This is a genomic window from Mycobacterium sp. IDR2000157661 (genome assembly GCF_022317005.1).
Lineage (GTDB): Bacteria > Actinomycetota > Actinomycetes > Mycobacteriales > Mycobacteriaceae > Mycobacterium.
The window spans coordinates 2,041,057-2,066,923 of the sequence record NZ_CP081006.1; the positions used below are offsets into that span (position 1 = coordinate 2,041,057).

A 25,867-nucleotide genomic window follows, 5' to 3' on the forward strand; every position below is an offset into this window, starting at 1 on the left:
GTCAGTGAGAGCGGGTCAACCACAAGTGGTCGGTCGAATCGGACGGTGCGGCGGGACCGTGACCGGCGCCGGTCTGCAGCACCAGGTCGAACGCCTCGCTGCGGATGCGGGCGTCGGTGTACTGCAGCACCACCACCCCCGCGGTGAAGGGCGCGATGATGATCTCGGCGATCGCACCACCGACGGTGATCAGGACCAACGCCAACAGCGCCGCGGTCGCTGAGGACGCCGACATCAACAGGAGCTGCCCGCCGAGACTGAACGGGATCGCCACCGCGGCCGCGATCAGCTGTGCGACGATCACCGCAAGCACCCGGATGCCCAGGATTCGCCAGAAGTCCTTCTTGACCAACCGGAACGACCGTGCGACCGCCGGGATCATGGGCATGCGCTCGAGCACGATGATCGCCGGCGTGAACGTCAGCATCGTGGCCAAATACACCAGCGCCGCAAGCATGGCGAGGACCAGCGGAATGCCGATGACGGCCGCGGCGGCGCCGCCTGCCGCCACCGCGACCCAGAAGATCAGGCCGACGACGACGGCGATCAGCAGTGCCGCGGCGAGTACCTCGAGCACGGTGAAGCCGATCAGCGCCCACAGTCGGCCCCGGAGTCGTTGCCACGCTTCACCGATGGTGATTCCGGTACCGAACACGGCCCGGCCGATCACGACGGTGAGCATGCCGCTCAGCAGGATCGATGTCAGCAGGGTGGCGATCGCCCCGCCGAGGCTGGACACCGTTGAACCGAGCAGCACACCGGTGGACACTTCGTCACCGGCCAGCCTCGGTGCGAGCTGGCCGGCGGCGGCGAGGGGACCGACGGACAGCACCAGCGCGAGGAGTTGCGTGGCGACCACCACCACCGTGGTCAGCCCGAGCGTGGCCTTCGGATTCGCGCGGACGTAGGTCACTGCGCCGTTGAAGATGTCCGCGAGGGTCAGCGGCCGCAACGGGATGACCCCCGGCTTGAGCGGCGGCGGTCCGTAGCCCGGGAATCCGAGCGGCGATCCGTAACCAGGCGGGGGCGATCCGTAGCCCGGCGGGGGACCGTAGCCCGGCGGCGGGCCGTACGGGGGTGGCCCGTAGCCGGGTGGAGGGTAGCCCGGCGGCGGGGGTCCGGGCATTCCCGATCCGCCGGCGTCGGTGCTCATGGCCACCATCCTGTCGATCATGGTGGGAATTGACAACGTCGCCTCCACCACCGCACGGTCACGTGCGGCGTAGCTTGGGGCGCATGGCCGAACTCAAGGAGCGGTTGCGGGCTGACCTCACAACCGCGATGAAGAACCAGGACAAACTGCGGATGGCGACGCTGCGCCTGCTGCTGGCAGCGATCCGCAACGAGGAGGTCGCCGGCAAGGAGTCGCGCGAACTCGACGACGCCGCCGTGCTCAAGGTGCTGGCGAAGGAATCGAAGAAGCGCGGGGAAGCCGCTCAGACGTACACCCAGAACGGCCGCGGCGACCTGGCCGCCAACGAGCACGCCGAGGCGCAGGTCATCGACGAGTATCTGCCCACGCCACTGACCGAGGCCGAGGTGGCCGACGTCGCCGACACGGCGATCGCGCAGGTCACCGAGGAGGTCGGTGAACGGCCCGGCAGGCAGCACATGGGCCAGGTGATGAAGGCCGCGACCGCCATCGCGGCGGGAAAGGCCGACGGAGCAAGGCTTTCCGCAGCGGTAAAGGCGCGGCTGTAGCCGTTTTCACCCGTTGCGGCGGGGGTACCCGGGATCCATGACTCGTTTCGGCTACACCCTGATGACCGAGCAGAGCGGTCCCAAAGACCTTGTCCGCTATGCGATCTCGGCTGAACGTGAGGGTTTCGACTTCGAGGTCTCCTCCGACCACTACTTCCCGTGGCTGTCGTCGCAGGGTCATGCGCCATACGCCTGGTCCATGCTCGGTGCGGTCGCCCACGCGACGGATCGGGTCGAGCTTTTCACCTACGTCACCTGCCCCACCATCCGGTACCACCCCACGATCGTCGCCCAGAAGGCCGCCACCCTGCAGATCCTCGCCGACGGCCGGTTCACGCTCGGCCTGGGCAGCGGGGAGAACCTCAACGAGCATGTCGTGGGCAAGCGGTGGCCGACGGTGGGACGGCGCCAGGACATGCTGCGGGAAGCGATCCATATCATCCGTGAGCTGTTCACCGGTGAACTCGTCGACTGGAAGGGCGAGTACTTCGAGGTCGACTCGGCCCGGCTGTGGGACCTTCCCGACACACCGGTCGCCATCGCCACGGCCGTTTCCGGTGAACGCTCGGTCGAGACCTTCGCGCCGATCTCGGACCATCTGATCGCCGTCGAACCCAGCAAGGACCTCGTCGACTCGTGGCACGAGGCCAGGCGCGGCACGGGCCTGCCGTCGGAGGTGCGTGTCGTCGGGCAGATCCCGATCTGTTGGGATCCGGACCGAAACGCGGCCGTGCGGCGGGCCCACGACCAGTTCCGTTGGTTCAGCGGCGGCTGGGCGGTCAACTCCGATCTGCCGACCACCGCCGGGTTCGACGGCGCCACGCAGTACGTGCGGCCCGAGGATGTCGCCGAATCCATCCCGTGCGGACCGGATCTCGATGCAATCGTCGAAGCCGTCAGCAAGTACTGGGAGGCCGGCTTCACTGACATCGCGATGGTGCAGATCGGCGACGAGAACCAGGATTTGTTCCTCAAGGAGGCGGCGGCTCCGCTGCTGGACAAGCTGCGCGCGGCCGCGCGCTAGGAAGGGATCGACATGCCAACGGGCAAGGGTATCTACGACGATGACGACGCCGAGGACCGCGACAAGCGCAAGGCGCAACGCACCGGTCCCACCGACGAAGGGGGCGAAGGCGGCATGTCGACCCGGGAGAAGGCGCCCGACGTCGCCGAGTCCGGCGGCGAGCCGACCGCGTGAGCCAGGCGTCGCGCCTCACTGGGCGTCGCGGCCCTGCCTGCTGCGCTTGTAGGCGGCGCGTCGAAAGTCGCCGAGCCAGCGCGGCGCCAGCTCGACCTCGGGGTCACTGTGCAGCGCCGGGTCGAAGGCTATGTCGTCACAACTGGGATCGACATGGCGCAGCGTCAACCGCGCCAGCGGCCGGAACGCACCGAAGCCGGGCGCCTGGTCGACGGTGAAACAGACGCCTTCGGAATCGATTTGGCGTTCGATTCCGTCGAGCGACAGGCCCTTGGCGTCGACCTCCGTCGCCAGCCGGGCGCGTATCCACCAGACCCCGCCTTGGTAGCGCAGCGGCATCAGGCTGGAGAACGTCGCACCGGACCACGACGCGGCGGGCGCCAGCGCGATGCGACTGCCTGCAATCGTGGAGGCCAACAGCAGATCCCACGGGCTGCACGAGCGCAGGTCGGGCGGCGGTGGGATGCGCCATGCGAGACCGGCGACGTCGGGTGAGCCGCCGGGCAGTCCGACGCCCTTGGAGACCCGGGCGATCACGCTGCACGAGTTCATCGGCAGCCCTTCGCCGTCCGGCGCGATCCGCTCGAGGGTGCCCTCGGCCATCACACCCGCGGGATGGAACAGCTTGCGCTGCCGGATGGCGGCGCCGAGGCGGATGGGCAGAGCGGCGATGTCGGAGGCTTGCACGACTCTAGGGGTAGCCGCGCGAGGGTCTGGCGAAACGGCCGCGACGTTTAACCAGGCCGATACAGGGCATTAATTCCGGCAGTGCTGCGGCGCAGCAGCAATTAGACCTGTCGAGAGGCCGATGTGACGACCGCATACACCGATGTCCAAGAACCGCTGGTCGCGGTCGAAGGCGTCTACGTCCCTCAGGAAGATTCCCGACTGCTCGTCGATGTCATGGCAGACATGGACCTGGCGCGCGGACGCGACGTCGTCGATCTGTGCACCGGAAGCGGCGTCGTCGCCGTCGGCGCCGCCGATCAAGGTGCGGCGTCGGTCACGGCGCTCGACATCTGTCCCCGTGCGGTGCGCTGTGCGCGTACCAACGCGCTGGCGGCGGGCGTGAGCGTCGACGTGCACCTCGGATCCTGGGCGCGGGCAGCGGAATTCGGACCGTTCGACCTGGTGACCTGCAACCCTCCCTACGTCCCGCACGATCCGGGAGGCTGCGATCCCCTCCCGGCGTATGTCGGGCCCGCGCGGGCCTGGGACGCCGGTTACGACGGCCGTCTCATCCTCGACCCGCTGTGCGAGACGGCGCCCCAACTGCTCGACAACGGCGGCACACTGCTTCTGGTGCAGTCGGAGTTCGCCGGTGCGCGGGAAACCCTCGGTGCGCTGGCCAGTGTCGGGCTCGACGCCGAAATAGTTGCCCGACAGTGGATTCCATTCGGACCGGTGTTGAGCTCGCGGGCGCAGTGGCTGGAGGAGACCGGCCGCCTGGAGCCCGGGCGCCGCGAAGAGGAGCTGCTCGTCATCCGGGCGGACAAGCCATGAGCGACGCCGAACCGCGCACCGTACGCATCGTTCCGTCGGGCCCGTTGATGGTGCAGGGCCCGGTCCGCATCGAGATGCCGGACGGGCGGGTCGTGGAATCGGACCGTTTCATGGTCGCGATCTGCACGTGCCGGCGCAGCAAGGACTATCCGATGTGCGACACCAGCCACCGCTGCCGCCCGCGGCGCGACTCGGCGGCCAAGGCGTCAGCCAAGCGGCCGGCGTAGCGACGAGCGGTTCTCGCTCCAGCACTCCATCAGGTGGCTTGCCAGCCGGTCCTCGACGACGTCGCGAGCGCGGATACCGAACACCACGTCACGGTCGAGGTGCGGTTCGCGGGCCACCAGATCGCCGACCACATCGGTGCGCACCACCTGCTCGTGGACCGCGTCGGCCACCACGTGCTCGCGGTAGAAGGCCACACATGGCTCCGGTGCGCCCATCCGCTCCAGAGCGTCGACGAGTCGGCGCGAACCCGGCGGGGACGTGATCTCGGTGGAGGCGAAATGGCCGATCGTCGCACCGCGTAACTCCCGGTGCAGGCCGAACAGCGACATCAGGTTCACCGAAGCCAAGGCGTAGGCCGACACGTTCCCGAGATAGGCGAGATAGGACGCGTCCAGGCCGGCCGCGTGCATGAGCTCCGCGAACAGATGCGCGTGCACATGGTCGCCACGACCACCGCCGTACTCGTCGAACTCGACGGCGACGAACGCCGCCTTGGCATGCCCGCTCAGCCGCGGGATCGCCCACGCGTGCGGATCCGCCTCCTTGAGGTGATACACCGAGCGGTGCACGAAGTACTCGCGCATCTGCTCGAAGGTGCCCTTGTCGCGCAGGTAGTATGACGGGCCCTCGCCGTCGAGCGGCTCAACCGCCAGCTTGTCCATCTCGGCTTCGGCGGTCTCGCCGGGCCCGATCTCGCCGACATCCTGGCGCACGGCGGCCAGGAACGACTCCTCGAGCCTGCCGCGCACATGCAGCAAGGCCGGGTTCCACTCCCACTTCGGGTTCACTCCGGCGAAGCCGCGGTAGTGCAGCTCGTAACAGATGTAGAGCGCGAGTTGTAGATCGAGGCCATAGGGATCGGCCTCGCACACCGGGACGTCGAACGGCCGCACATGCAGGGCGGGCCGTCCGCGCTGGAGCAGGTCGACAATCGTGGCGGACAGCGGCCCGACGGCCGCGGGGAGGGCAGGCTCGACTACCGTCGACGGAAGAGTCACATCGGTGTCAATACCCGCGTACTGCCCGTCGAACACATGTAGCGGATCGCAGGTCATGCACGCCCGGCGGCTCGTTTCGGTCTATGCTTGGCGGGGAATCCCGATCTGCATCGACGCGGGTCGAGGGGAGACGGCGATGCTCGACATGGAGCTCCTACTGGGTCTCTACTGCTGTGGCTGGATCGCCGTATCCCTCGGGTTGTTCTTCGCCGGTAGGCGGTTATCCCAATGCGATTCGCCGGCACCGCATCCAGTGTGGATCAGCGTGCTCGGCGGCGCGCTCTGGCCGTTGGTGTTGGTCGGCGTCATAGAACTGAGCTCTGTCGTCGTCTACAGCAGGGTTCAGCACAAGACAGACCCGGGCGTCGGCATTCGCGTTTGATGCGGTGTCGGTACCGCCTGACGAGTTCGCGCATCACTGGTGCGTCGAATGGCGGCGAAATGGGTACTTCTCGCGTAACGGCCCACCGTTCCGTCACGAGCGCGACCACCCCATCACACGCCCCGGGCGGCGGGCCACCGTTGTCATCACGCCGGCCGGAAGGTGGGTCCGAAGAGTGGGCTCCAGACGCGAGGAGAATCGACCAGCGCACGGTCCGCCGTGGCTCGGTCGGGCGATCGACTTCGTCGAGACGTACGCGCACACCCAGATCACGCTCGCCGATATCGCGGCGGTCGCGCACGTGACGCCGCGGGCGCTTCAACTGGCGTTCCGTGATCAGCTGAAGACCACCCCGATCGGCTATCTGCTGGCCGTGCGGTTGCACCGGGCGCATCTCGAGTTGACGACCTCGCATCCGTCGACATCGACGGTCAAGGAGATCGCTCACCGCTGGGGCTTTCGGCATTCCGGCCGGTTCGCGCGTCAATACCGGCTGAAGTACGGCCTGTATCCGGACGACACGCTCAAAGGCGGATATCAGACCGCCGGCTGACCGTCACCGGTCGCCTGTGCGGTCGGGGTGGCGGGATTCGAACCCACGACCTCTTCGTCCCGAACGAAGCACGCTACCAAGCTGCGCCACACCCCGCGTGAAGCGACGACAGCGTATCGCACCGGCGGGGTGCCAAGCCAAACGCCTGGGCGCCGTGCGCAGTGGTTGTCGTCCACCCGGAGAGGCGCATGTCACGACACGCCGCGGGAAGCAACGGGCATGTCGGTGGTGTTGTGCACACTGACGACAGCAACCGACGAAGCGAGGCAGAGATGACTGGGCTGGGCGCATCCATCTACGTGGGTTTCTTCGCTTTGGCCGCGGTGTGGCTGTTCCTCACCTCCGACGGCCCGCTATTCGGCGGGGCCGACGATCAGGGCCAGCGCCCGGAACGCTCGAACTCGGCGAGCACCGAGGCGAACTCCGAGGGATCCAGCCCCTGGCGCCTCACCCAGTCGTCGCAGAAGTAGGTGTCGGCGTAGCGGTCGCCGCTATCGGCGATCAGCGTGACCACCGACCCGCTGCGTCCCTCGGCGATCATGTCGGACAGCAGACCGAACGCCCCCCACAGATTCGTTCCGGTTGACGGCCCCACCCGCCGGCCGAGCACCGCGCTGGCGTGCCGCGCTGCCGCCACCGAGGCCGCGTCGGGGACCACCACCATGCGGTCGACGACGTCCGGCAGAAACGACGGTTCGACCCGGGGACGGCCGATCCCCTCGATGCGCGAGGAGATCCCGGTGACGACGTCGCGGCGGCCTTGGGCGTAAGCGGGGAAGAACGCCGAGTTCTCCGGGTCGACGACGCACAGGCGGGAGCCGTGGCGGCGGTAGCGGATGTATCGGCCGATCGTCGCGCTGGTGCCGCCGGTACCGGCACCCACCACGATCCACTCCGGCACCGGGTGAGCCTCTTCGCGCATCTGCTCGAAGATCGACTCGGCGATGTTGTTGTTGCCGCGCCAATCGGTGGCCCGCTCGGCGTTGGTGAATTGGTCGAGGTAGTGCCCGCCCGTCTCCGCAGCAAGCCGCTCGGCCCCGGCGTAGACCTGCGAGGCTTCGGCGACGAAATGGCAACGCCCGCCTTGTGATTCGATCAACGCGATCTTGCTGCTACTGGTCGACTTCGGCATCACCGCGATGAACGGCAAGCCGAGCAGCGCGGCGAAGTAGGCCTCCGACACCGCTGTCGAGCCCGACGACGCTTCGATGACGGTGGTGTTCTCGTCGATCCAGCCGTTGCACAGCGCATAGAGGAACAACGACCGCGCGAGCCGGTGCTTGAGGCTGCCGGTGATATGGGTCGACTCGTCTTTGAGATACAGCTGGACTTGGCATTCCGCGGGCAGCACGTCGCACCAGGCCAGCGGCAACGGATACCGCAGCAGATGCGTGTCGGCGCTGCGTCTGGCGTCGGCTTCGATCAGGCGGACCGCATCGTCGGCCCACGTGCGCGGCGCGGGACGCGATGCTGTGTGGAGCCCCTCGATCACCGCACCGACACGCTCGGGTGGGACCTGCCCGCCCGGGTGTCGGCGTCGCGGCCCCCGATCGGCGTCGCCACCAAGGTCAGCAGCGTGGCCTCCGGACGGCAGCAGAACCGCAGCGGCGAGTACGGGGAGGTGCCGATGCCGGCCGACACGTGCAACTGCGTGTGCGCCCCCCACCGCGACGGGCCCTTGACCCGCGACCGGTCGAGGTCACAATTGGTGACGATCGCGCCGTAGAACGGCAGGCAGACCTGGCCGCCATGGGTGTGGCCTGCCATGACCAGCTGATAGCCGTCGGTGGCGAAGCGGTCGAGCACCCGCGGCTCGGGCGAATGGGTCAAACCCAGTGTGAGATTGGCCGCCGGGCTCGGCCGGCCCGCGATCGCGTCGTAGCGGTCGCGCGACAGGTGCGGATCGTCGACCCCGGCCGCGGCGATATGCAGCCCCGCCACGTCGAACTCGCGGCGGGTGTGCGTCATGTCCAGCCAACCGCGCTCGGTGAACGCTGCCCGCAGGTCCTGCCACGGCAGCGGCTCACCGTGAATGCGGTGCCCCGGGTTGGTGATGTAGTTCATCGGGTTCTTCGGCCGCGGGCCGAAGTAGTCGTTGCTGCCGAACACGAACACGCCCGGCACCGAGAGCAGGTCCGACAGCGACTGCACCACCGCGGGCACGGCCTTCGAATGCGCGAGGTTGTCGCCCGTGTTGACCACCAGGTCGGGTTCGAGGGCGGCGAGTTCCCGCAGCCAGGCCTGCTTGCGCCGCTGCCCGGGCCGCATGTGGATGTCGCTGATGTGCAGCACCTTCAACGGCGAGGAGCCGGGGGACAGCACCGGCATCGTCTGCTCACGCACTGCGAAGGCGTTGCGCTCGATCAGCGACGCGTAGCCGACGCCGGCCACCAGCGCACCGGCGGCCGCGGCGGTGGAGTTCTTGATGATCGTCGAACGGGCGGACATGCCGGCCAGCCTACTGGGAGTCGGGCCGGCTCACCGAGTTCACCCGGCCGACGCGGGCGTGACCAGCGGGCCGGATCACGGTGGCGGGGGCGCCGGCGGCGGCGGTCCGAGCACCGGCACGGTGATCGGGGGCAGACCCGGGATCTGGACGACGGTCTGGCCGACCGGCGCGGGTAGCCCCGGAACGCCGGGGACGCCTGCCGACGGTGGCGGCGCTGGCGGTGGCGGCGCGATGCCGTTGGAGGTCTGCAGCGTGATGATCGAGCCGGGGACCGTCTGGCCGCTAGGTGACGTGCCGACCACCGACCCGTAGGACGCCGTGCTGTTCACCGGTGTGGACTGGTCAGCGACCTGGAAGCCCGCGTCGCGCAGCCGCTGCCGGGCCGCGTCCTGCGTCAGCCCCGCGACGCTGGGCACGCGTGAGCCGGCGCCGCCGTCGACGTAACGCGGATCGGTCGGCGGCAGCCTGACCTCGCCGTAGTTGTTCGCGATCGGCTTCATCGCGGCGAACCAGGTGCGGGCGGGCTCGTTGCCGCCGAACAGGTCGCCGTACCCGCACTTGCGCAGCGGGAACGAGCACAACTCACCGGGTGCGGTGGAGTCGTCGTAGATGTAGTTGCCCGCCGCCAGGGTGTTGGTGAACCCGAGGAACGCCGAGGAGCGGTGTGCCTCGGTGGTACCGGTCTTGCCGGACATCGGCAGATCCCAGCCGACTGAACCGGCCGCGGCGGCCGCGGTGCCGGCGCCCTGGTCGTCCTTGCTCATGGCGTTGGCCAGCGTGTTGGCCAACCCCTCGGGCACGGCCTGTTCGCACGTCTCGGTGGTCACCGACACCTTCTCGCCGTGGCGGTCGATCACCTCGGCGATCGGCGTCGGCGGGCACCACATCCCGCCGGAGGCCAGCGTCGCTCCCACGTTGGAGAACTCCAGCGCATTGATCTCGAAGGGACCCAGCGTGAACGAGCCGATGTTCTGGCGCTTGATGAAGTCGGCCAGGCTCTCGTTGCTCTCCGGGTCGTAATCGCGCGCGGTGCCGGGCAGGGCGTAGGAGCGCAGGCCAAGGCGGACCGCCATGTCGACCGAACGCTGCACGCCGACCTGGGAGATGAGCTTGGCGAACGCCGTGTTCGGCGAGGTGGCCAATGCGTCGGTGATGTTCATCTGACCGCGGTAGCCGCCTGCGTTCTTCACGCACCAGGTCGCCGGCGGGCAGCCGGGGCTGTCACTGCTGCCGAGGCCCTTGGCCTGGAATTGGGCGGGCACGTCGAGTTGGGCGTTGATGCCCATGCCCATCTCCAGGGCCGCGGCGACGGTGAACAGCTTGAACGTCGACCCCGCGCCGTCACCCACCAGCGAGAACGGTTGCGGGTGCATGGTCTCCCCGGCCTCGAGGTTCAGGCCGTAGGTCCGGCTGCTGGCCATCGCCACCACCGGGTGTGACTCCTTGCCGGGCCGGATCACGCTCATCACGCTGGCGACACCGTCGGCGTCGGGGCTGGCGAACTGGTTGACCGCCGCCTTCACCGGGATCTGCACGTCGGGATCGAGCGTGGTCCTGATCAGGTAACCGCCCTTGGAGACCTGCTCCTTGCTGATGCCCGCGCGGGCCAGGTACTCGAGTGCGTAGTCACAGAAGAACGCGCGGTCCCCGGCGGCGATGCAACCGCGCGGCAGTTCCCTGGGCTGCGGCAGCACCCCGAGCGGCTTCTCCTTGGCCGCCCGCAACGCCTCGGCTTCCTCGGGGATGTTCTCGATCATGGTGTCGAGCACGACGTTCCGCCGGGCCAGCGCACCGTCGGGATTGGTATACGGGTTCAGGGTGCTGGTGGACTGCACCATGCCGGCCAGCAGCGCGGCCTGCTCCCAGCTCAGTTCCGAGGCGTTGATGCCGAAGTACGTCTGCGAGGCGTCCTGGACACCGAAGGCGCCGTTGCCGAACGACACCAGATTCAGATAACGGGTCAGGATCTCGGGTTTGGTGAACGTCTTGTCCAGGGTCAACGCCATGCGGATCTCGCGCAGCTTGCGCGCGGGCGTGGTCTCGATGGCCGCGCGCCGTTCGGCTTCGGTCTGCGCGCTCACCAGCAGTTGGTAGTTCTTGACGTACTGCTGCTCGATGGTCGAGCCGCCGCGGGTGTCGAGATTGCCCGACAGATATCCCGAAAGGCCGGTCAGCGTGCCCTGCCAGTCCACGCCGTTGTGCTCGGCGAAGCGCTTGTCCTCGATCGAGACGATCGCCAGCTTCATCGTGTTGGCGATCTCGTCGCTGGTCACCTCGAAGCGGCGCTGGCTGTACAGCCAGGCGATCACGTTGCCTTTGGCGTCGACCATCGTCGACACCTGTGGGATCTCACCCTCCACCAGTTGGGCCGAGCCGTTGGCGACGACGTCGGACGCCCGGTTGGACACCAGACCGAAGCCGCCGACGACGGGAAACATCAGGGCAGCGGTGATCACACTCGCCAGGAGAACGCACCACGCGAGCTTGATGACCGTCACCGCGGTGGGCGGCCGGATCGGGTCACTGTCGGGCATGCCCTACAGACTAACGACGGCGCAAAATGGCAGCCTCGGACGGTCGATTGCCAGAGTTGAATACCGTGCTGAACGGCATGGGCGTCGATTCCGGACGCTGACGGCACGGTCGTCCCAAAAAAGTGGGGTTCAACGTATTGCGCAGACCGCCCGTGACCATCTAATTTGGTCGAACAGTGCGATGTAGGTCACACTGACCCCTCGCAATGTGGCGTAGATCGCATCAGCGTTCTACACCGGAGGACTACGCCGTGCCGGTGTTGGCCGGAGGGCGGCTGGAACGAAGGGAACGCTGGTGTCAGCTACAAGGCCCGCGGCGCGCAGGACCGCAATGACGTCATCGGCTCAAAGCATCGTCCACGGCGCCGAAGCCGAGGCTCGCATCGCCTGGGTTTCGCAGGCCCGCTGCCGCCAGGCCGATCCCGACGAACTGTTCGTGCGCGGTGCGGCCCAGCGCAAGGCCGCCGTGATCTGCAGGCACTGCCCTGTCATCGCCGAGTGCGGCGCCGATGCCCTCGACAACCGGGTGGAGTTCGGCGTGTGGGGCGGCATGACCGAACGCCAGCGCCGCGCACTGCTCAAGCAGCATCCCGAGGTGGTCTCCTGGGCCGAGTTCTTCTCCGCCCAGCGCAAGCACCGCAGCGCCGGCTGAGCCAGAACCGCCCAGCCGCTAGGCGGCCGATACGTCGCCGGTGATCTGATCGGCGATCGTCCGCAGCGCGTCGAGGTCCGAGACGTCGAACGGCAGCGAGGGCACACCCACGATCGGCACATGGGGGTTGGCGCCGGTGAAACGCGACAGCAGCCGGATCTCCCGTCGAGACGTCATCGCGCGGTCGGCGTGCACCTTGAGCACCGCGCCCGTCAGCGAATCGGGGTCCCTCTCGGCGATGGCCTCGGCGGCCTCCACCGCCTTCTCGGCGTGCAGGTCCGAGAGCATCGGATGCGTGCGGTTGAGGATCAGCCCGGCCAGCGGCATGTTCTCCTCGGACAACCGGTCGACGAAGAACGAGGCCTCGCGCAGCGCGTCGGGTTCGGCCGCCGACACCACGACGAACTGGGTGCCGCGCCGCTTGAGCAGTTCGTAGGTGCGGTCCGCCTTCTCGCGGAATCCGCCGAACGTCGCGTCCAGTGACTGCACGAAACCCGCTGCATCGGACAGCATCTGGGATCCGAGGATGGTCGACATCGCTCGCATCGCCAGGCCCATCGCGCCGGTCACCAATCGGCCGATGCCGCGTCCGGGTGCCAACAGCATCCGCCAGAGCCGGCTGTCCATGAAGCTACCCAACCGTTTCGGGGCGTCCAGGAAGTCCAGCGCGTTGCGTGACGGCGGGGTGTCGACGACGACGAGATCCCACCTGTCCTCGGCGAGAAGCTGCCCCAGCTTCTCCATTGCCATGTACTCCTGCGTGCCGGCCAGCGACGTGGCGACGGTTTGATAGAACTGGTTGTCCAGGATTGCGTCGGCGCGCCCGGGCCCGGAGTACTGGACCACCATCTCGTCGAACGTGCGGCGCATGTCGAGCATCATCGCGTGCAACTCGCCCTTGACCTCCGGTGCGAGCGGGACCCGCTGTGGGGTGTTGCCGAGGTCCTTGATGCCAAGCGCCTGGGCGAGGCGTTTGGCCGGGTCGATGGTCAGCACCACCACGGTGCGGCCGTATTCGGCCGCCCGCAGCGCCATCGCCGCGGCGGTCGTGGTCTTGCCGACGCCGCCTGCGCCGCAGCACACCACGACCCGGTTCGCGGTGTCGGCCAGGATCGCGCCCATGTCCAGGGCAGGTGGAGTGACGCTCATCGGTGTTGTCTCCTCTTCGCGCGAGCGCTCATCGGTGCTGTCTCCTCTTCGCGCGAGCGCTCATCAGCGAACACCCTGACGTTCGAGTTCTTCGGCCAGTTCGTAGAGGCTGCCCAGGTCGACCCCGTCGGCGATCTGCGGTAGTTCCAGGCGCGCCACGTCCAGCGCGTCGAGTTGCTCGGCGCTCTCCGCGCGCGCCTTGATACGGGTGGCGTGCTGGATGGTCTCGGTGAGCAGGCCGGCGAAGTCACTGTCGGACAACGTGATTCCCGCTTCGACGAGTTGCTTGCGCACGGCGTCGGCGTCGATGCCACCTTCGGCGGCCTTGGCCAGGTCGTCGGCGGGCAGGCACGCGGGGATGTTTCGGTTGACGATCACGCTGCCGATCGGCAGGTCGAGTGCGCGCAGTTCGTCGATGGCTTCCAGCGTCTCCTGGATCGGCAGCGCCTCGAGGAGGGTGACGAGGTGGATGGCCGTCAGGTCGGAGTGCAGCACCTTTACCACGCTCTCGGCCTGCGCATGCACCGGGCCGCCCTTGGCCAGATCCGACACCGCCTTGGTGACGTCGAGGAAGCGGGCGATGCGACCGGTCGGCGGCGAGTCGACGACGACGGCGTCGTAGACCGGTTGCTTTCCCTTCTCGGCGCGGGTGACGATCTCGCGGATCTTGCCGGTCAGCAGCACGTCGCGAAGCCCGGGGGCGATGGTGGTCGCGAACTCGACGGCGCCGATGCGGCGCATCGCGCGGCCGGCCAGCCCGAGGTTGTAGAACATCTCAAGGTATTCCAGGAAGGCCGCCTCGGTGTCGATGGCGAGCGCGTTGACCTGCCCGCCCCCGTCGGCGGTGGCGATCTTGACTTCCTTGTACGGCAACGGCGGCACGTCGAACAGCTGTGCAATGCCTTGCCGCCCTTCGACTTCCACCAACAGCACTTTGCGGCCGCCGGCAGCAAGGGCGAGCGCCAGCGACGCGGCGATCGTCGACTTACCGGTACCGCCCTTGCCGGTGACGAAGTGCAGGCGCGCTTTGGTCAGCCGCGAGGGCCAGCCGACGGGTCTACCGCCATTGGTAGTGGAAGCCACGACTGCATGCTAGCCAACGCCGGTTCGGCGCTCCTCGCTTCTTCGGCCAGGGATCTGCTCCCGATAAGCTCGGCACATGAGCGAACCGACCCGCTGGGAGTACGCCACCGTCCCGCTGCTGACCCACGCCACCAAGCAGATCCTCGACCAGTGGGGCGAGGACGGCTGGGAATTGGTGTCGGTGCTGCCCGGCCCGACCGGTGAACAGCACGTCGCGTACCTCAAGCGACCGACGTGATCCGCGGACGCGAGGAGCACATATGACCCCGTCGGCGCGGTTGACCGAACTCGGTATCGAGCTCCCTGCGGTGGTGCCGCCGCTGGCGGCCTACGTGCCCGCGGTGCGCACCGGCAACCTCGTCTACACCGCGGGGCAGCTGCCGGTGCAGGCCGGCTCGCTGCTGCAGTCCGGCAAGGTCGGCGCCGCGGTCACACCGGAGGAGGGCAAGGCGCTGGCCCGGGTGTGCGCGCTCAATGCCCTGGCGGCGGTGAACTCGCTGGTGAGCATCGACTCGGTGACCCGCATCGTGAAGGTCGTCGGATTCGTCGCGTCGGCTCCCGGCTTCAACGGCCAGCCGGGGATCGTCAACGGCGCCTCGGAGTTGCTCGGTGACGTGTTCGGCGATGCCGGGGCGCATGCGCGCTCGGCGGTCGGGGTGTCGGAGTTGCCGTTGGACGCGCCGGTGGAGGTCGAACTGATTGTCGAGGTCGCGTGAGCGACGATCGGGCGGAGGTCGCGTGAGCGACGATCGGGCGGAGGTCGCGTGAGCGACGATCGGGCGGAGGTCGCGTGAGCGACGCGGTGACGCTGGAGCATCCGGCCTACGGCCGCCTGCGGCCGGTCACCGCGACGGCGTCGGTGCTGCTGTGCGAGAACCCGGGCAAGATGACGCTCGAGGGCACCAATACCTGGGTGCTGCGCGGGCCGGGCAGCGATGAGATGGTCGTCGTCGATCCCGGCCCCGACGACGACGGGCATCTCGCGCGCATCGCCGACCTCGGACCCGTCCCGTTGGTGCTGATCAGCCACAAGCACGAGGACCACACCGGCGGCATCGACAAGATCGTCGAGCGGACGGGTGCGGTGGTGCGCGCCGTCGGCAGCGGTTTTCTGCGGGGCCTTGGGGGGCCGCTGCACGACGGTGAGGTCATCGACGCGGCCGGACTGCGGATCACGGTGATGGCAACGCCCGGCCACACCGCCGACTCGGTGTCGTTCCTGCTCGACGATGCCGTGCTAACCGCCGACACCGTGCTCGGCCGCGGCACCACGGTGATCGACAAGGAGGACGGCAGCCTCGCCGCGTACCTGGACTCGCTGCAGCGGCTGCGCGGGCTGGGACACCGCGCGGTGCTGCCGGGCCACGGCCCCGACCTGGAGGACCTCGAGTCGGTCAGCGACATGTACCTGACCCACCGGCAGGAACGGCTCGAGCAGGTGCGTGAGGCGCTGCAGGTGCTCGGCGACGACGCGACCGCCCGCCGCATCGTCGAACACGTCTACACCGACGTCGACGAGAACCTGTGGGACGTCGCCGAATGGAGCGTGCAGGCGCAGCTGGACTACCTGCGTTCCTGAGTGATCTGCGCCGCGCTCAGCCCGGCCGGATCGGGGTGACGCTAGCGTGCGCGGCGGGCCAGGCGCTCGGAGTCGGAGATCAGAACGCTCTTGCCCTCCAACCGAATCCAGCCACGGTGCGCGAAATCGGCGAGCGCCTTGTTGACGGTTTCCCGGGATGCGCCGACGAGCTGGGCGATCTCCTCCTGCGTCAGGTCGTGCGTGACGCGCAGCGCGCCGCCCTCCTGCGTGCCGAACCGCTGGGCCAGTTGCAACAGCTGCTTGGCGACGCGGCCGGGCACGTCGGTGAAGATCAGATCGGCCAGATTGTTGTTGGTGCGGCGCAGCCGGCGAGCCAGCACACGCAGCAGCTGCTCGGCGATCTCCGGACGGTCGGCGATCCAGGCGCGCAACGCATCGCGGTCCATCGAGACAGCGCGAACCTCGGTGATGGTCGTCGCGCTCGAGGTGCGCGGGCCGGGGTCGAAGATCGACAGTTCGCCGAACATGTCCGACGGGCCCATGATCGTGAGCAGATTCTCGCGCCCGTCGGGCGATCGCCGACCGATTTTCACCTTGCCGGAGATGATGATGTAGAGCCGATCGCCGGGCTCACCCTCGGCGAACACGGTGTGTCCACGTGGGAAGTCGACGGGCTGCAGTTGTTTGGTCAGCGCGGAAACGGCGCTGGGTTCGACCCCCTGGAAGATTCCGGCCCTAGCCAGGATCTCGTCCACGTTGCCCCTCTTAAGCTGTTGGGTGAAGCCGACCTCTATCGGTTAGCGAGATCAGTCTAGAGTTACCCGAATTCGTGACCAGCTCACGCTACACACGATCGGCATGTCGGGTCGGCCGAAATTCGGTATTCGCCCCGTGATGGGCGTACACCAGAGTCGGCAAACCCGAACCGCGGGCCGCGGGAGGCGGGGCGGCGTCGCGGGCGTGCTGGCGCTGCCGCAGTCCGTCCAGCGCACGGCTCATCCCGTCGCGAGCCAGCGTGCTGACGTCCGACGGCTCGGCGTGCTCGAAGAACTTCGCCACGTCGCCGGCGGAGACGGTGTCGCGGTGGAGGCCGGCTTCCAGTCGCTGCAGCCCGATTGTCACCACCATCAACAACCCGGGAATCAGCGCCACCAGCAACCACGACACAAGGCAGAAGTAAACACGGCGAATGTCTCAGCGGGATCACGAAATGTCACCGGTCCGAACCTCGATTGTCCGGGCGCGTCAGTACGCTGGCCCTCGTGACCGTGGGTGAGAAGTCAGCGGGGAGGCCGGGCGTACGCGGCCGCGCCCGCAACTGGGACGAGGAGACCCGGACCGGGCTGGTCCGGCGGGCGCGGCGAATGAATCGCACACTGGCGCAGGCCTTTCCGCACGTGTATTGCGAACTCGATTTCACCGACCCGCTCGAGCTGACCGTGGCGACAATCCTGTCGGCGCAGAGCACCGACAAGCGGGTCAACCTGACCACCCCCGCCTTGTTCAAGAAGTACCGCACCGCGTTGGACTACGCGCAGGCAGACCGCACCGAGGTCGAGGAGCTCATCCGGCCCACCGGGTTCTACCGCAACAAGACGAACTCGCTGATCCGGCTCGGACAGGAGCTCGTCGAGCGCTTCGACGGGCAGGTTCCCGCCACCCTCGATGAGCTGGTCACCCTGCCCGGGGTCGGCCGCAAGACCGCCAACGTCATCCTGGGCAACGCCTTCGGCATCCCCGGGATCACCGTCGACACCCACTTCGGCCGGCTCGCGCGGCGCTGGCGGTGGACCGCCGAGGAGGATCCCGTCAAAGTCGAGTTCGCGGTGGCCGAGTTGATCGAGCGCAAGGAATGGACGGATCTGAGCCACCGCGTGATCTTCCACGGCAGACGGGTGTGTCACGCCCGCAAACCGGCCTGCGGAGTATGCGTGCTGGCCGCGGACTGCCCGTCCTACGGCGCGGGGCCGACCGACCCGATGGTCGCCGCACCGCTGGTCAAGGGCCCGGAGACCGAGCACCTGCTCGCGATGGCCGGGCTGTGACCACGTCCGACCGTTGACCATGCGCGCCTCGACTCGGTGGTCCGTCGCGGCATTGGTCGTCGTGGTGGCGCTCGTGGTGGCGATGGTGGCGCAGTTGCGACAGGACGTCCCGGCGCCGGGGCCGCAGGGCACCGATCTCGCACGTGATCGTCGGGACGCCGATACGGCCCAGGCGCTGGCGGGGCCGCGGGCGAAAGCGGACCTGCCGCCCTGTCCCGCGCCGGGTGTCGGTGCGGGGCCCGAAGAGTTGCGGGGCATCACGCTCGAGTGCGCGGGCGATGGGTCGACCGTCGACGTCGCCAGAGCCCTGGCGGGCCGCACGGTGGTGCTCAACCTGTGGGCCTACTGGTGCGGGCCGTGCGCGGAGGAACTGCCCGCGCTGGCCGAGTACCAGCGCCGGGTCGGGCCGCAGGTGACCGTGCTGACCGTGCACCAGGACGAGAACGAGACCGCCGCGTTGCTGCGACTGGCCGAACTCGGTGTGCGACTGCCCACGTTGCAGGACGGTCGACGCCTCGTCGCCGCAGCGCTGCGGGTGCCCAACGTCATGCCCGCCACCGTGGTGCTCCGCGCGGACGGTAGCGTTGCCGAGATTCTGCCGCGCGCATTCGCCACCGCCGATGAGATCGCCGCAGCGGTGAATCCACAGTTAGGAGCATTCGGGTGAGCTGGGCGAGCGAGGGCAGCGGGCTGGTTCCCGACGCCGCCCCGGCCTGGCTCGAGCCGCTGCTCGTCAATGCCCACGACGTCAAGCACGCCTACCGCCGACGGGTGCCGCCCGAGGTGTTCGCCATGGTCGCGGCCGCCAGCGAAGCCGCTGCGGCGGTCGTCGCAGGCCGTGATGCCGCTGTCCTGGTGCTGTTCTCGGGTCCGGCCGACTCGTCGTCCGAACTGCCCGACGACGTCGACCTGCTGGTGACGGTCCGGGCGTCGACGTTGCGCCACCATGCCGGCCAGGCCGCCTTCCCCGGCGGTGCCGTCGAGCACGGCGACCACAGTCCGGTGCAGACGGCACTGCGTGAGGCCAACGAGGAGACGGGGATCGACGTCGGCCGGCTGCATCCACTCGCCACGCTGGAGCGATTGTTCATCCCACCGTCGGGTTTCCACGTGGTGCCGGTATTGGCGTACTCGCCTGATCCCGGACCGGTGGACGTCGTCGACGCCGCCGAGACCGCGATCGTCGCGCGGGTGCCGCTTCGGGCGTTCATCAATCCCGAGAATCGAATCATGGTGTACCGCAACGCGGCCAACCGCCGCTTTGCGGGCCCGGCGTTCCTGCTCAACGAGATGCTGGTGTGGGGCTTCACCGGCCAGGTCATCTCGGCGATGCTCGACGTGGCCGGGTGGGCCCAGCCGTGGGACACCGACGACGTACGGGAGCTGGAGGAGGCGATGGCGCTCGTCCAGTGCCCGGACGGTTACGGTGGTGCTCAACCATGACATCGTCACAGTGGGTGGACCTGGTGGTCCTCGGTATCGCGTTCGTCGCGGGCATCTCGGGCTGGCGCTCGGGTGCGCTCGGCTCGATGCTGTCGTTCCTCGGCGTGGTGCTCGGCGCGGTGGCCGGGGTGCTGCTCGCCCCGCACATCGTCGCCAACATCGACGGCCCGCGCACCAAGCTCTTCGTGACGCTGTTCCTCATCCTGGCGCTGGTCGTGGTCGGCGAGATCGCCGGCGTGGTGCTCGGCCGCGCGGTGCGCAGTGCCATCCGCAACCGGTCCCTGCGCGCGGTCGACTCGCTGGTCGGCGTCGCGATCCAGATCGTCGCGGTGCTGGTCGCGGCCTGGATGTTGACCTACCCCCTGCAGACGTCGGACCAGCCCAACCTGGCCGCCGCCGTGCGTGGCTCGAAGGTGCTCAAGCAGGTCGACGATGCGGCGCCGAGTTGGCTGCGGTCGGTGCCGACGCGGCTGTCGGCCCTGCTGGACACCTCCGGCCTGCCGGATGTGCTGCAGCCCTTCGGTCGCACTCCGATCGTCGCGGTCGATGCCCCCGACGCCGCGTTGGCCGCCGATCCGATCGTGACTGCGACGCGGCCCAGCGTCGTCAAGATCCGCGGCGTGGCACCCGGCTGCCAGAAGGTGCTCGAGGGCACCGGCTTCGTCGCCGCGCCCGACCGGGTGATGTCGAACGCCCACGTGGTCGCCGGCTCGGAAAGCGTGACCGTCGAGATGGACGGCCAAACGTATGACGCGTACGTGGTGTCCTACGACCCGCAGGCCGACATCTCGATCCTCGACGTGCCGAATCTGCCCGCCGCGCCCCTGCAGTTCGCCGAGACACCCGCGGCCACCGGTACCGACGCCGTGGTGATGGGCTACCCGGGTGGCGGCAACTTCGTGGCCACCCCGGCGCGGGTGCGCGAGATCATCGAGCTGAGCGGACCCGACATCTACCGCACCTCAACTGTGGAGCGCGAGGTGTACACGGTCAGAGGCAGTGTGCGGCAGGGTAATTCGGGTGGACCGATGATCGACCGCGAAGGCCGGGTGCTGGGGGTGGTCTTCGGTGCCGCGGTCGACGACGCCGACACCGGCTTCGTGCTGACCGCCAGCGAGGTGTCCAATCAGATCGCCAAACTCAACAACAGCGAGCGAGTCGCGACGGGCGCCTGCATCACCTAGTACACCTGGCGCAGGAAGCGGGTGAGCTGCTCGGTCACCGCTTGGGGGGCCTCCTCGTGGCCGTAATGGCCTGCGCCGGCGACCGATACGTATCGGCCGTGCGGCGCGTACAGCTGCGTGCGGTACACGGGATCGGCCAGCACGTACGGGTCGGCATCGCCGCGTAGATGCAGCACCGGAACGGTGATCGGACGCTTCATCGACCGCATGAAACGGCGGCCCTCTCCGCGCAACTGGCTGCGCACCGCCCAGCGCTGGTACTCCAACGCCGAGTGCGCCGCGCCGGGAATCCGGATGGCACGTCGCATGTGGGCTATGGTCTCCGAGAAGTCAGCGGAGGCAAGCCATTTCGCGCTCGCACGGCTGCGGACCAGGCGCTCGAGTCCGTCGGCGTGGTTTCGCGTCAATGCGCGCTCCGGCCACATCGGCACCTGGTAGCGCAGCATCGATGGCAGCAGCGCGCCGCCCTGTGCGCGGCGGCGCATCACCGAGGCGCGCAGTGCGACCGGATGCGGAGAGCTCACCACAGCGATGGCCCGCACCGCCCGGGGATGGAGCACCGCGGTCCCCCAGCACACCAGTCCGCCGTCGGCGTGCCCGACCAGGGTCGCGTTCCTGTGCCCGAGCGCGCGCACAAGTCCGGCGGTGTCACCGGCCAGTGTCCACCCGTCGTAGCCGCGTGGCGGCTTGTCGCTGGCGCCGTAGCCGCGCAGGTCCACGGCAACCACGCGCGCACCGGTGAGCTCCCGAAGCTGATGGCGCCACGACCACCAGAACGATCCGAAGCCGTGCAGCAGGATGACCAGCGGGCGGTCGGTATCCGTCGTCGCGCCGCTGGATTCGGCTTCCACGACGTGGAAGCGAATGCCGTTGGCATGCACCTCGAGATGGCGCCAGGGTCCGTCGATGCGCACGACCGACGGAGCCGGCGGATGCCTGCCGTCGCCGCGGGGCGCGGACATTTACCAGCCTGAGGGATCGGCCGTCGCGCCCGGCTTGCCGTCGGCCGACGCGAGCCCCTTGGTCTTGTCGTGGCCCGGCGTGAGCGCTTCCGGGATCTCCTTGACCGATTCGATCGTCTTCTGCGGACCGCGGATGCGGCGCACCTTGAGATAGCCCAGCAGGGCGAACACCGCGGTGACCACCACCATGATCCCGAACACGATCAGGAACGCCGCCCAGCGCCAGATCCAGTTGTCGAGCAACTCTGCGACGAAGAAGAAGAAAAAGAAGGTCGAGTAGAACAGCACGACCAGCGCCAGGATGAAGAAGACGCTGCCGGTCAGCCCCTTCTTGACATCGCGGGTGATCTCCGCCTTGGCCAGTTCGACCTCGGCCCGCACCAGCGTGGAGACCTGCGCGGTGGCGTCCTTGACCAGGTCACCGATGGACGGGTCCGGTTTGGGAGCATGGGGGTCGACCAGCGGTATCGACGTCACGGTGGTCGGCACGCCATTCCTGCGATCGCTCACGGACAGTTCCTCCCGGGGTGTCGGTTGCGGTTCATGTTGCCATGTGGCGTGCCGTCGAATCGATCCCGCCCGCGGATAGACTGTCCGGGTTCGTGGCAGGCAACGTCGTGCGCGTCGATGGGAGACTTTCCGGTGAGGTCCAGCGGCCGCCTGCGTTGCGCCGCGGCGGTCGCCGCGCTGTCCGCGGCGCTGTTCGCGCCGGCGGCCCCGGCTTCCGCTCAAGGGCTCGTGACGCTCGGCGGCGGGTCGGGACTGGTCGTCGATGGCGAGACGCTCTGCACGCTCACCGCCATCGGTAACGACGACCGTGGCAACCTGATCGGCTTCACCTCCGCACACTGCGGGGGCCCGGGTGCCCAGGTCGCCGCCGAGGACGCGAAAGGCGCCGGGGTGCTGGGCACCATGGTGGCCGGAAACGATGCGCTCGACTACGCGGTGATCCAGTTCGACCCCGCCAAAGTGCGTCCGACCAACGACGTCAACGGTTTCCGGATCGACGGTCTCGGGCCGGATCCGATGGTCGGCGACGTCGCGTGCAAGCTGGGCCGCACCACCGGTTACTCGTGCGGCGTCACCTGGGGACCGGGTGAGCAGCCCGGCACGTTCGTCAACCAGGTCTGCGGTCAGCCCGGTGACTCCGGTGCGCCGGTAACCGTCAACAACCGCCTGGTCGGCATGATCCACGGCGCCTTCTCCGAGAAGCTGCCGACCTGCATCCTCAAGTACGTGCCGCTGCACACCCCCGCGGTGAACATGTCGTTCAACATGCAACTGGCGGACATCACCGCCAAGAACCGACCGGGAACCGGCTTCGTCCCGGTCGGCGCCGCCGCCTGACGCGGTCCTGCTGGGGTCTATGTCTCGGCTTTACTGGCCCGGATCGCCTCGAACACGTTGGGATCCACCAGCGTCGAGGTGTCGCCGAGTTCACGGCCCTCGGCGACGTCGCGCAGCAGCCGACGCATGATCTTTCCGCTGCGGGTCTTGGGCAGCTCGGGCACGACGTGAATCTCCCTGGGCCGGGCGATCTTGCCGATGTCCTTGGCGACCTGTTCGCGGAGTTCGGCGGCCATCTCGTCGCCGTCGCGGTGCTTGGCGTGCGATTCGAGGATGACGAACGCGCAGATGCCCTGGCCGGTGGTGTCGTCACTGGCGCCGACGACCGCGGCCTCGGCGACATGCGAGTGCCCGACCAGCGCGGACTCCACCTCGGTGGTCGAGATCCGGTGCCCGGACACGTTCATCACGTCGTCGATCCGCCCGAGCAGCCAGATCGAGCCGTCGGAGTCGACGCGCGCTCCGTCGCCGGCGAAGTACCAGCCCTTGTCGGCGTAGCGCGACCAGTAGGTCTCCTTGTAGCGCTCCGGGTCACCCCAGATGCCCCGCAACATCGCCGGCCAGGGCTGGTCGAGAACCAGGTAGCCGGTGACGTGCTCGGCCTCGTCGGCGCCGGGCACCAACTCGTTGCCCTCCTCGTCGACGATCTTGGCCGAGATACCCGGCAACGGCCGCATCGCCGAGCCGGGCTTGGCCGCGGTGATGCCGGGCAACGGCGAGATCATGATGGCGCCGGTCTCGGTCTGCCACCAGGTGTCGACGACCGGAGTCTTGTTGTTGCCGAAGGTGTCCCGATACCACCGCCAAGCTTCGGGGTTGATCGGTTCGCCGACCGAACCGAGCAGACGCAGGCTGGACAGGTCGTGTGCGTCGGGGAACTCACGGCCCCACTTCATGAACATCCGGACCAGCGTCGGTGCCGTGTAATAGACGGTGACGCCGTACTTTTCGATGACCTCGAAGTGTCGGTGCTCGTTGGGCGAATTCGGTGTGCCCTCGTACACCACCTGTGTGCAGCCGTTCGACAGCGGACCGTAGACGATGTAGGTGTGCCCGGTCACCCAGCCGATATCGGCGGTGCACCAGTACACGTCGGTCTCCGGCTTGATGTCGAAGACGTTGTAGTGGGTGTAGGAGGACTGGACCAGGTAGCCGCCGGACGTGTGGATGATTCCCTTGGGCTTGCCGGTGGTGCCGGAGGTGTACAGCAGGAACAACGGGTGCTCGGAGTCGAAGGCCTCAGGCGTGTGCTCGGGGGACGCCGCCTCGACGGTGTCGTGCCACCACAGGTCGCGGCCTTCGGTCCACGGAGTGTCGATCCCGGTGCGCCGCACGACGAGAACGTGTTCGATGGACTTCTGTCCGGCGCATGCCTCGTCGACCGATTCCTTGAGCGAGACGGCCTGCCCGCGGCGGTACTGCCCGTCGCTGGTGATGACCATCTTGGCCTCGGCGTCCTCGATGCGGGCCGCCAGGGCCGACGCCGAGAAACCGGCGAACACCACCGAGTGCAGCACGCCGAGGCGGGCGCAGGCGAGCATCGCGACGATCGCCTCCGGAATCATCGGCATGTAGATGTTGACCCGGTCGCCCGCGGACAGCCCGAGGTCGGTCAGCACGTTGGCGGCCTTGCACACGTCGCTCTGCAACTCGGCGTAGGTGATGTCGCGGCTGTCACCGGGTTCGCCTTCCCAGCGGATCGCCACCCGGTCTCCGTTGCCGGCCTCGACGTGGCGGTCCACACAGTTGTAGGCGACGTTAAGCTTGCCTCCGATGAACCACTTGGCGAACGGGGCCTCCGACCAGTCCAGCACCTCGGTGAACGGGGTGTCCCAGGCCAGCCTGTCGGCCTGCTTCGCCCAGAACGCCAGACGGTCGGCCTCGGCCTCGCGGTACATGTCCTCATTGGCGTTGGCATGCTCGGCGAATTCCGCCGAAGGCGGGTAGACAGACGGTACTTCGGTGTGCGTCTCGCTCATGGCTGTGAGCCTAGTCACCGAAACCGCGCCGGACGGCGGCATGTCACACGTCCCTCTGCGGGTGGGCCCTCCCGCGCGCCGAGCGGTCGGCTAGCGTCGGCTGGCGTGACCGACCCGCTCGCTCCGCTGGCCGACCTGCCCGGTGTCCCGGACGCAGGCGAGCAGGCGCGCGAGGCGCTGGGCCGCGCGCACCGCCACCGCGCGAACCTGCGCGGCTGGCCGGCGACCGCAGCCGAGGCGGCGCTGCGGGCTGCCCGCGCGTCGTCGGTGTTGGACGGGGGTGCGCTGCAGTTCTCCGCGGACAGCGCGCCCGATCCGGTGCTCGCAGGCGCACTGCGGGTATCGGAAGCACTCGAAGGCGGCGAGACGTCGCTGGTCGGGGTCTGGCGACGGGCGCCGCTTCAGGCGATCGCGCGGTTGCACGCGCTGGCGGCCGTCGACATCACCGACGACGAGAGCCTCGGCCGTCCGCGCGGTGATACCGCCGTCGGGCCGCGGTTGACGCTGCTGGCCGATGTCGTCACCGGCAGCCGGACGCCCGCGCCGGTGTTGGCCGCCGTCGTGCACGGTGAACTGCTGGCCTTGGCGCCGTTCGGCACCGCCGATGGTGTAGTGGCGCGCGCGGCGGCGCGGTTGGTGACGATGACCACCGGTCTGGACCCGCACGGTCTCGGCGTGCCGGAGGTGTACTGGATGCGCCGCTCGGGCGACTACCGCGCCGCGCTGCGCGGGTTCTCCTCGGGAACGCCCGACGGGCTGACGGCCTGGATCCTGATGAGCTGCCGCGGTCTGGCGGAGGGCGCCAGGGAGGCGTTGGCCATCGCCGAGGCCGCCTCGTCGTAATCGCCGCCAGCAACGCAAAGCGGGCGACGTTCCGAACTGATTTCGGCTCGTCGCCCGCTAGCACGGACACCGGTTACCAAGCGTGCTCTGGTGG

Annotated in this window: 30 protein-coding genes and 1 tRNA gene; 17 read left to right on the top strand and 14 right to left on the bottom strand. The window is 68.5% G+C overall.

Features of this window, described 5'->3' with window-relative positions:
- Nucleotide 1: 1 nt before the first annotated feature.
- Complete coding sequence (locus tag K3G64_RS10915; RefSeq protein WP_238949807.1) at nucleotides 2-1,153, bottom strand: hypothetical protein; 1,152 nt, start codon at nucleotides 1,151-1,153, stop codon at nucleotides 2-4.
- An 83-nt stretch (nucleotides 1,154-1,236) separates the two neighbouring features.
- On the opposite strand from K3G64_RS10915, the gene K3G64_RS10920 reads away from it, so the two are divergent.
- The 3 genes from K3G64_RS10920 to K3G64_RS10930 are packed head-to-tail and all read left to right on the top strand — an operon-like array spanning nucleotide 1,237 to nucleotide 2,899.
- On the top strand, nucleotides 1,237-1,701 hold the full coding sequence (locus K3G64_RS10920; RefSeq protein WP_238949808.1) for a GatB/YqeY domain-containing protein: 465 nt from the start codon (nucleotides 1,237-1,239) through the stop codon (nucleotides 1,699-1,701).
- 37 nt (nucleotides 1,702-1,738) lie between these two features.
- Nucleotides 1,739-2,725, top strand: coding sequence for an LLM class F420-dependent oxidoreductase (locus K3G64_RS10925; RefSeq protein WP_238949809.1), 987 nt, complete (start codon nucleotides 1,739-1,741; stop codon nucleotides 2,723-2,725).
- Between the two features lie 12 nt (nucleotides 2,726-2,737).
- Nucleotides 2,738-2,899 carry a hypothetical protein gene (locus K3G64_RS10930; protein ID WP_238949811.1) on the top strand — a complete coding sequence of 54 codons (162 nt, stop codon included), beginning with the start codon at nucleotides 2,738-2,740 and terminating at the stop codon, nucleotides 2,897-2,899.
- Nucleotides 2,900-2,914: 15 nt separating this feature from the next.
- Here the strand turns inward: K3G64_RS10930 and K3G64_RS10935 are convergent, their stop codons facing one another.
- On the bottom strand, nucleotides 2,915-3,586 hold the full coding sequence (locus K3G64_RS10935; protein ID WP_238949813.1) for a phosphodiesterase: 672 nt from the start codon (nucleotides 3,584-3,586) through the stop codon (nucleotides 2,915-2,917).
- A gap of 123 nt (nucleotides 3,587-3,709) precedes the next feature.
- Here K3G64_RS10935 and K3G64_RS10940 point away from each other — a divergent pair, with 123 nt between their 5' ends.
- Together K3G64_RS10940 and K3G64_RS10945 are read left to right on the top strand one after the other, a co-directional pair.
- Nucleotides 3,710-4,402, top strand: a complete 693-nt coding sequence (locus tag K3G64_RS10940) for a HemK2/MTQ2 family protein methyltransferase (RefSeq protein WP_238949814.1) — start codon at nucleotides 3,710-3,712, stop codon at nucleotides 4,400-4,402.
- Nucleotides 4,399-4,629, top strand: a complete 231-nt coding sequence (locus tag K3G64_RS10945) for a CDGSH iron-sulfur domain-containing protein (RefSeq protein ID WP_238949815.1) — start codon at nucleotides 4,399-4,401, stop codon at nucleotides 4,627-4,629. The genes K3G64_RS10940 and K3G64_RS10945 overlap by 4 nt, the downstream gene beginning before the upstream one ends.
- Here K3G64_RS10945 and K3G64_RS10950 read toward each other — a convergent pair.
- A complete protein-coding gene (locus K3G64_RS10950) occupies nucleotides 4,609-5,628 on the bottom strand; it encodes an iron-containing redox enzyme family protein (protein ID WP_238950597.1) in 1,020 nt (339 codons plus the stop codon). The two genes, K3G64_RS10945 and K3G64_RS10950, sit on opposite strands and share 21 nt — an antisense overlap.
- A 136-nt stretch (nucleotides 5,629-5,764) precedes the next feature.
- Here K3G64_RS10950 and K3G64_RS10955 point away from each other — a divergent pair, with 136 nt between their 5' ends.
- Nucleotides 5,765-6,010, top strand: a complete 246-nt coding sequence (locus K3G64_RS10955; protein ID WP_238949817.1) for a hypothetical protein — start codon at nucleotides 5,765-5,767, stop codon at nucleotides 6,008-6,010.
- A 175-nt stretch (nucleotides 6,011-6,185) separates the two neighbouring features.
- The gene (locus tag K3G64_RS10960; protein WP_238949818.1) at nucleotides 6,186-6,563 is read left to right on the top strand and encodes a helix-turn-helix transcriptional regulator; all 378 of its coding nucleotides are present in this window, start codon (nucleotides 6,186-6,188) and stop codon (nucleotides 6,561-6,563) included.
- Nucleotides 6,564-6,585: 22 nt separating this feature from the next.
- On the opposite strand, the gene K3G64_RS10965 is transcribed toward K3G64_RS10960, so the two are convergent.
- The 4 genes from K3G64_RS10965 to ponA2 form a co-directional block, all read right to left on the bottom strand.
- A tRNA-Pro gene (locus K3G64_RS10965) sits at nucleotides 6,586-6,659 on the bottom strand.
- A 277-nt stretch (nucleotides 6,660-6,936) separates the two neighbouring features.
- Nucleotides 6,937-8,052 carry a PLP-dependent cysteine synthase family protein gene (locus K3G64_RS10970; protein WP_238950598.1) on the bottom strand — a complete coding sequence of 372 codons (1,116 nt, stop codon included), beginning with the start codon at nucleotides 8,050-8,052 and terminating at the stop codon, nucleotides 6,937-6,939.
- Nucleotides 8,052-9,011, bottom strand: a complete 960-nt coding sequence (locus K3G64_RS10975) for a metallophosphoesterase (protein ID WP_238949819.1) — start codon at nucleotides 9,009-9,011, stop codon at nucleotides 8,052-8,054. Before K3G64_RS10975 ends, K3G64_RS10970 begins: the two co-directional genes overlap by 1 nt.
- Nucleotides 9,012-9,086: 75 nt before the next feature.
- Nucleotides 9,087-11,546, bottom strand: a complete 2,460-nt coding sequence (ponA2, locus tag K3G64_RS10980; protein WP_238949820.1) for a transglycosylase/D,D-transpeptidase PonA2 — start codon at nucleotides 11,544-11,546, stop codon at nucleotides 9,087-9,089.
- 295 nt (nucleotides 11,547-11,841) lie between these two features.
- On the opposite strand from ponA2, the gene K3G64_RS10985 reads away from it, so the two are divergent.
- Entirely contained in the window at nucleotides 11,842-12,198 is a 357-nt protein-coding gene (locus K3G64_RS10985) for a WhiB family transcriptional regulator (RefSeq protein WP_238949821.1), read from the top strand.
- 18 nt (nucleotides 12,199-12,216) lie between these two features.
- On the opposite strand, the gene K3G64_RS10990 is transcribed toward K3G64_RS10985, so the two are convergent.
- Both K3G64_RS10990 and K3G64_RS10995 read right to left on the bottom strand, forming a co-directional pair.
- Entirely contained in the window at nucleotides 12,217-13,347 is a 1,131-nt protein-coding gene (locus K3G64_RS10990; protein WP_238949824.1) for an ArsA family ATPase, read from the bottom strand.
- A gap of 63 nt (nucleotides 13,348-13,410) precedes the next feature.
- On the bottom strand, nucleotides 13,411-14,430 hold the full coding sequence (locus K3G64_RS10995) for an ArsA family ATPase (RefSeq protein ID WP_238949825.1): 1,020 nt from the start codon (nucleotides 14,428-14,430) through the stop codon (nucleotides 13,411-13,413).
- A 76-nt stretch (nucleotides 14,431-14,506) separates the two neighbouring features.
- Here K3G64_RS10995 and K3G64_RS11000 point away from each other — a divergent pair, with 76 nt between their 5' ends.
- From K3G64_RS11000 to K3G64_RS11010, 3 genes are all read left to right on the top strand, one after another.
- Nucleotides 14,507-14,668, top strand: a complete 162-nt coding sequence (locus K3G64_RS11000; protein WP_238949827.1) for a DUF4177 domain-containing protein — start codon at nucleotides 14,507-14,509, stop codon at nucleotides 14,666-14,668.
- Nucleotides 14,669-14,690: 22 nt separating this feature from the next.
- Nucleotides 14,691-15,146 carry a RidA family protein gene (locus tag K3G64_RS11005; RefSeq protein WP_238949829.1) on the top strand — a complete coding sequence of 152 codons (456 nt, stop codon included), beginning with the start codon at nucleotides 14,691-14,693 and terminating at the stop codon, nucleotides 15,144-15,146.
- 86 nt (nucleotides 15,147-15,232) lie between these two features.
- Nucleotides 15,233-16,009 carry an MBL fold metallo-hydrolase gene (locus K3G64_RS11010; RefSeq protein WP_370647183.1) on the top strand — a complete coding sequence of 259 codons (777 nt, stop codon included), beginning with the start codon at nucleotides 15,233-15,235 and terminating at the stop codon, nucleotides 16,007-16,009.
- A gap of 41 nt (nucleotides 16,010-16,050) precedes the next feature.
- Here the strand turns inward: K3G64_RS11010 and crp are convergent, their stop codons facing one another.
- Together crp and K3G64_RS11020 are read right to left on the bottom strand one after the other, a co-directional pair.
- Nucleotides 16,051-16,725, bottom strand: coding sequence for a cAMP-activated global transcriptional regulator CRP (crp, locus tag K3G64_RS11015; protein ID WP_005138643.1), 675 nt, complete (start codon nucleotides 16,723-16,725; stop codon nucleotides 16,051-16,053).
- An 88-nt stretch (nucleotides 16,726-16,813) separates the two neighbouring features.
- Nucleotides 16,814-17,098: a hypothetical protein gene (locus K3G64_RS11020; protein WP_238950599.1), complete on the bottom strand. Its 285-nt coding sequence runs from the start codon at nucleotides 17,096-17,098 to the stop codon at nucleotides 16,814-16,816.
- 236 nt (nucleotides 17,099-17,334) lie between these two features.
- Here K3G64_RS11020 and nth point away from each other — a divergent pair, with 236 nt between their 5' ends.
- From nth to marP, 4 genes are read left to right on the top strand one after another with little or no spacing between them, the layout of a single operon-like run.
- Entirely contained in the window at nucleotides 17,335-18,015 is a 681-nt protein-coding gene (gene nth / locus K3G64_RS11025; RefSeq protein WP_238950600.1) for an endonuclease III, read from the top strand.
- 19 nt (nucleotides 18,016-18,034) lie between these two features.
- Nucleotides 18,035-18,682 carry a TlpA family protein disulfide reductase gene (locus K3G64_RS11030; protein WP_238949831.1) on the top strand — a complete coding sequence of 216 codons (648 nt, stop codon included), beginning with the start codon at nucleotides 18,035-18,037 and terminating at the stop codon, nucleotides 18,680-18,682.
- Nucleotides 18,679-19,458 carry an NUDIX hydrolase gene (locus tag K3G64_RS11035; protein ID WP_238949832.1) on the top strand — a complete coding sequence of 260 codons (780 nt, stop codon included), beginning with the start codon at nucleotides 18,679-18,681 and terminating at the stop codon, nucleotides 19,456-19,458. Before K3G64_RS11030 ends, K3G64_RS11035 begins: the two co-directional genes overlap by 4 nt.
- On the top strand, nucleotides 19,455-20,642 hold the full coding sequence (gene marP, locus K3G64_RS11040; protein WP_238949838.1) for an acid resistance serine protease MarP: 1,188 nt from the start codon (nucleotides 19,455-19,457) through the stop codon (nucleotides 20,640-20,642). The genes K3G64_RS11035 and marP overlap by 4 nt, the downstream gene beginning before the upstream one ends.
- On the opposite strand, the gene K3G64_RS11045 is transcribed toward marP, so the two are convergent.
- Both K3G64_RS11045 and K3G64_RS11050 read right to left on the bottom strand, forming a co-directional pair.
- Entirely contained in the window at nucleotides 20,639-21,604 is a 966-nt protein-coding gene (locus tag K3G64_RS11045; protein WP_238949840.1) for an alpha/beta fold hydrolase, read from the bottom strand. The genes marP and K3G64_RS11045 overlap by 4 nt on opposite strands.
- The gene (locus K3G64_RS11050) at nucleotides 21,605-22,120 is read right to left on the bottom strand and encodes a phage holin family protein (RefSeq protein WP_238950601.1); all 516 of its coding nucleotides are present in this window, start codon (nucleotides 22,118-22,120) and stop codon (nucleotides 21,605-21,607) included.
- 126 nt (nucleotides 22,121-22,246) lie between these two features.
- On the opposite strand from K3G64_RS11050, the gene K3G64_RS11055 reads away from it, so the two are divergent.
- The gene (locus K3G64_RS11055; protein WP_370647139.1) at nucleotides 22,247-22,951 is read left to right on the top strand and encodes a S1 family peptidase; all 705 of its coding nucleotides are present in this window, start codon (nucleotides 22,247-22,249) and stop codon (nucleotides 22,949-22,951) included.
- 17 nt (nucleotides 22,952-22,968) lie between these two features.
- On the opposite strand, the gene acs is transcribed toward K3G64_RS11055, so the two are convergent.
- Nucleotides 22,969-24,930 carry an acetate--CoA ligase gene (gene acs, locus K3G64_RS11060; protein WP_238949845.1) on the bottom strand — a complete coding sequence of 654 codons (1,962 nt, stop codon included), beginning with the start codon at nucleotides 24,928-24,930 and terminating at the stop codon, nucleotides 22,969-22,971.
- Nucleotides 24,931-25,035: 105 nt separating this feature from the next.
- On the opposite strand from acs, the gene K3G64_RS11065 reads away from it, so the two are divergent.
- Nucleotides 25,036-25,773 carry an oxidoreductase gene (locus K3G64_RS11065; RefSeq protein WP_238949846.1) on the top strand — a complete coding sequence of 246 codons (738 nt, stop codon included), beginning with the start codon at nucleotides 25,036-25,038 and terminating at the stop codon, nucleotides 25,771-25,773.
- Nucleotides 25,774-25,867 lie beyond the last annotated feature (94 nt).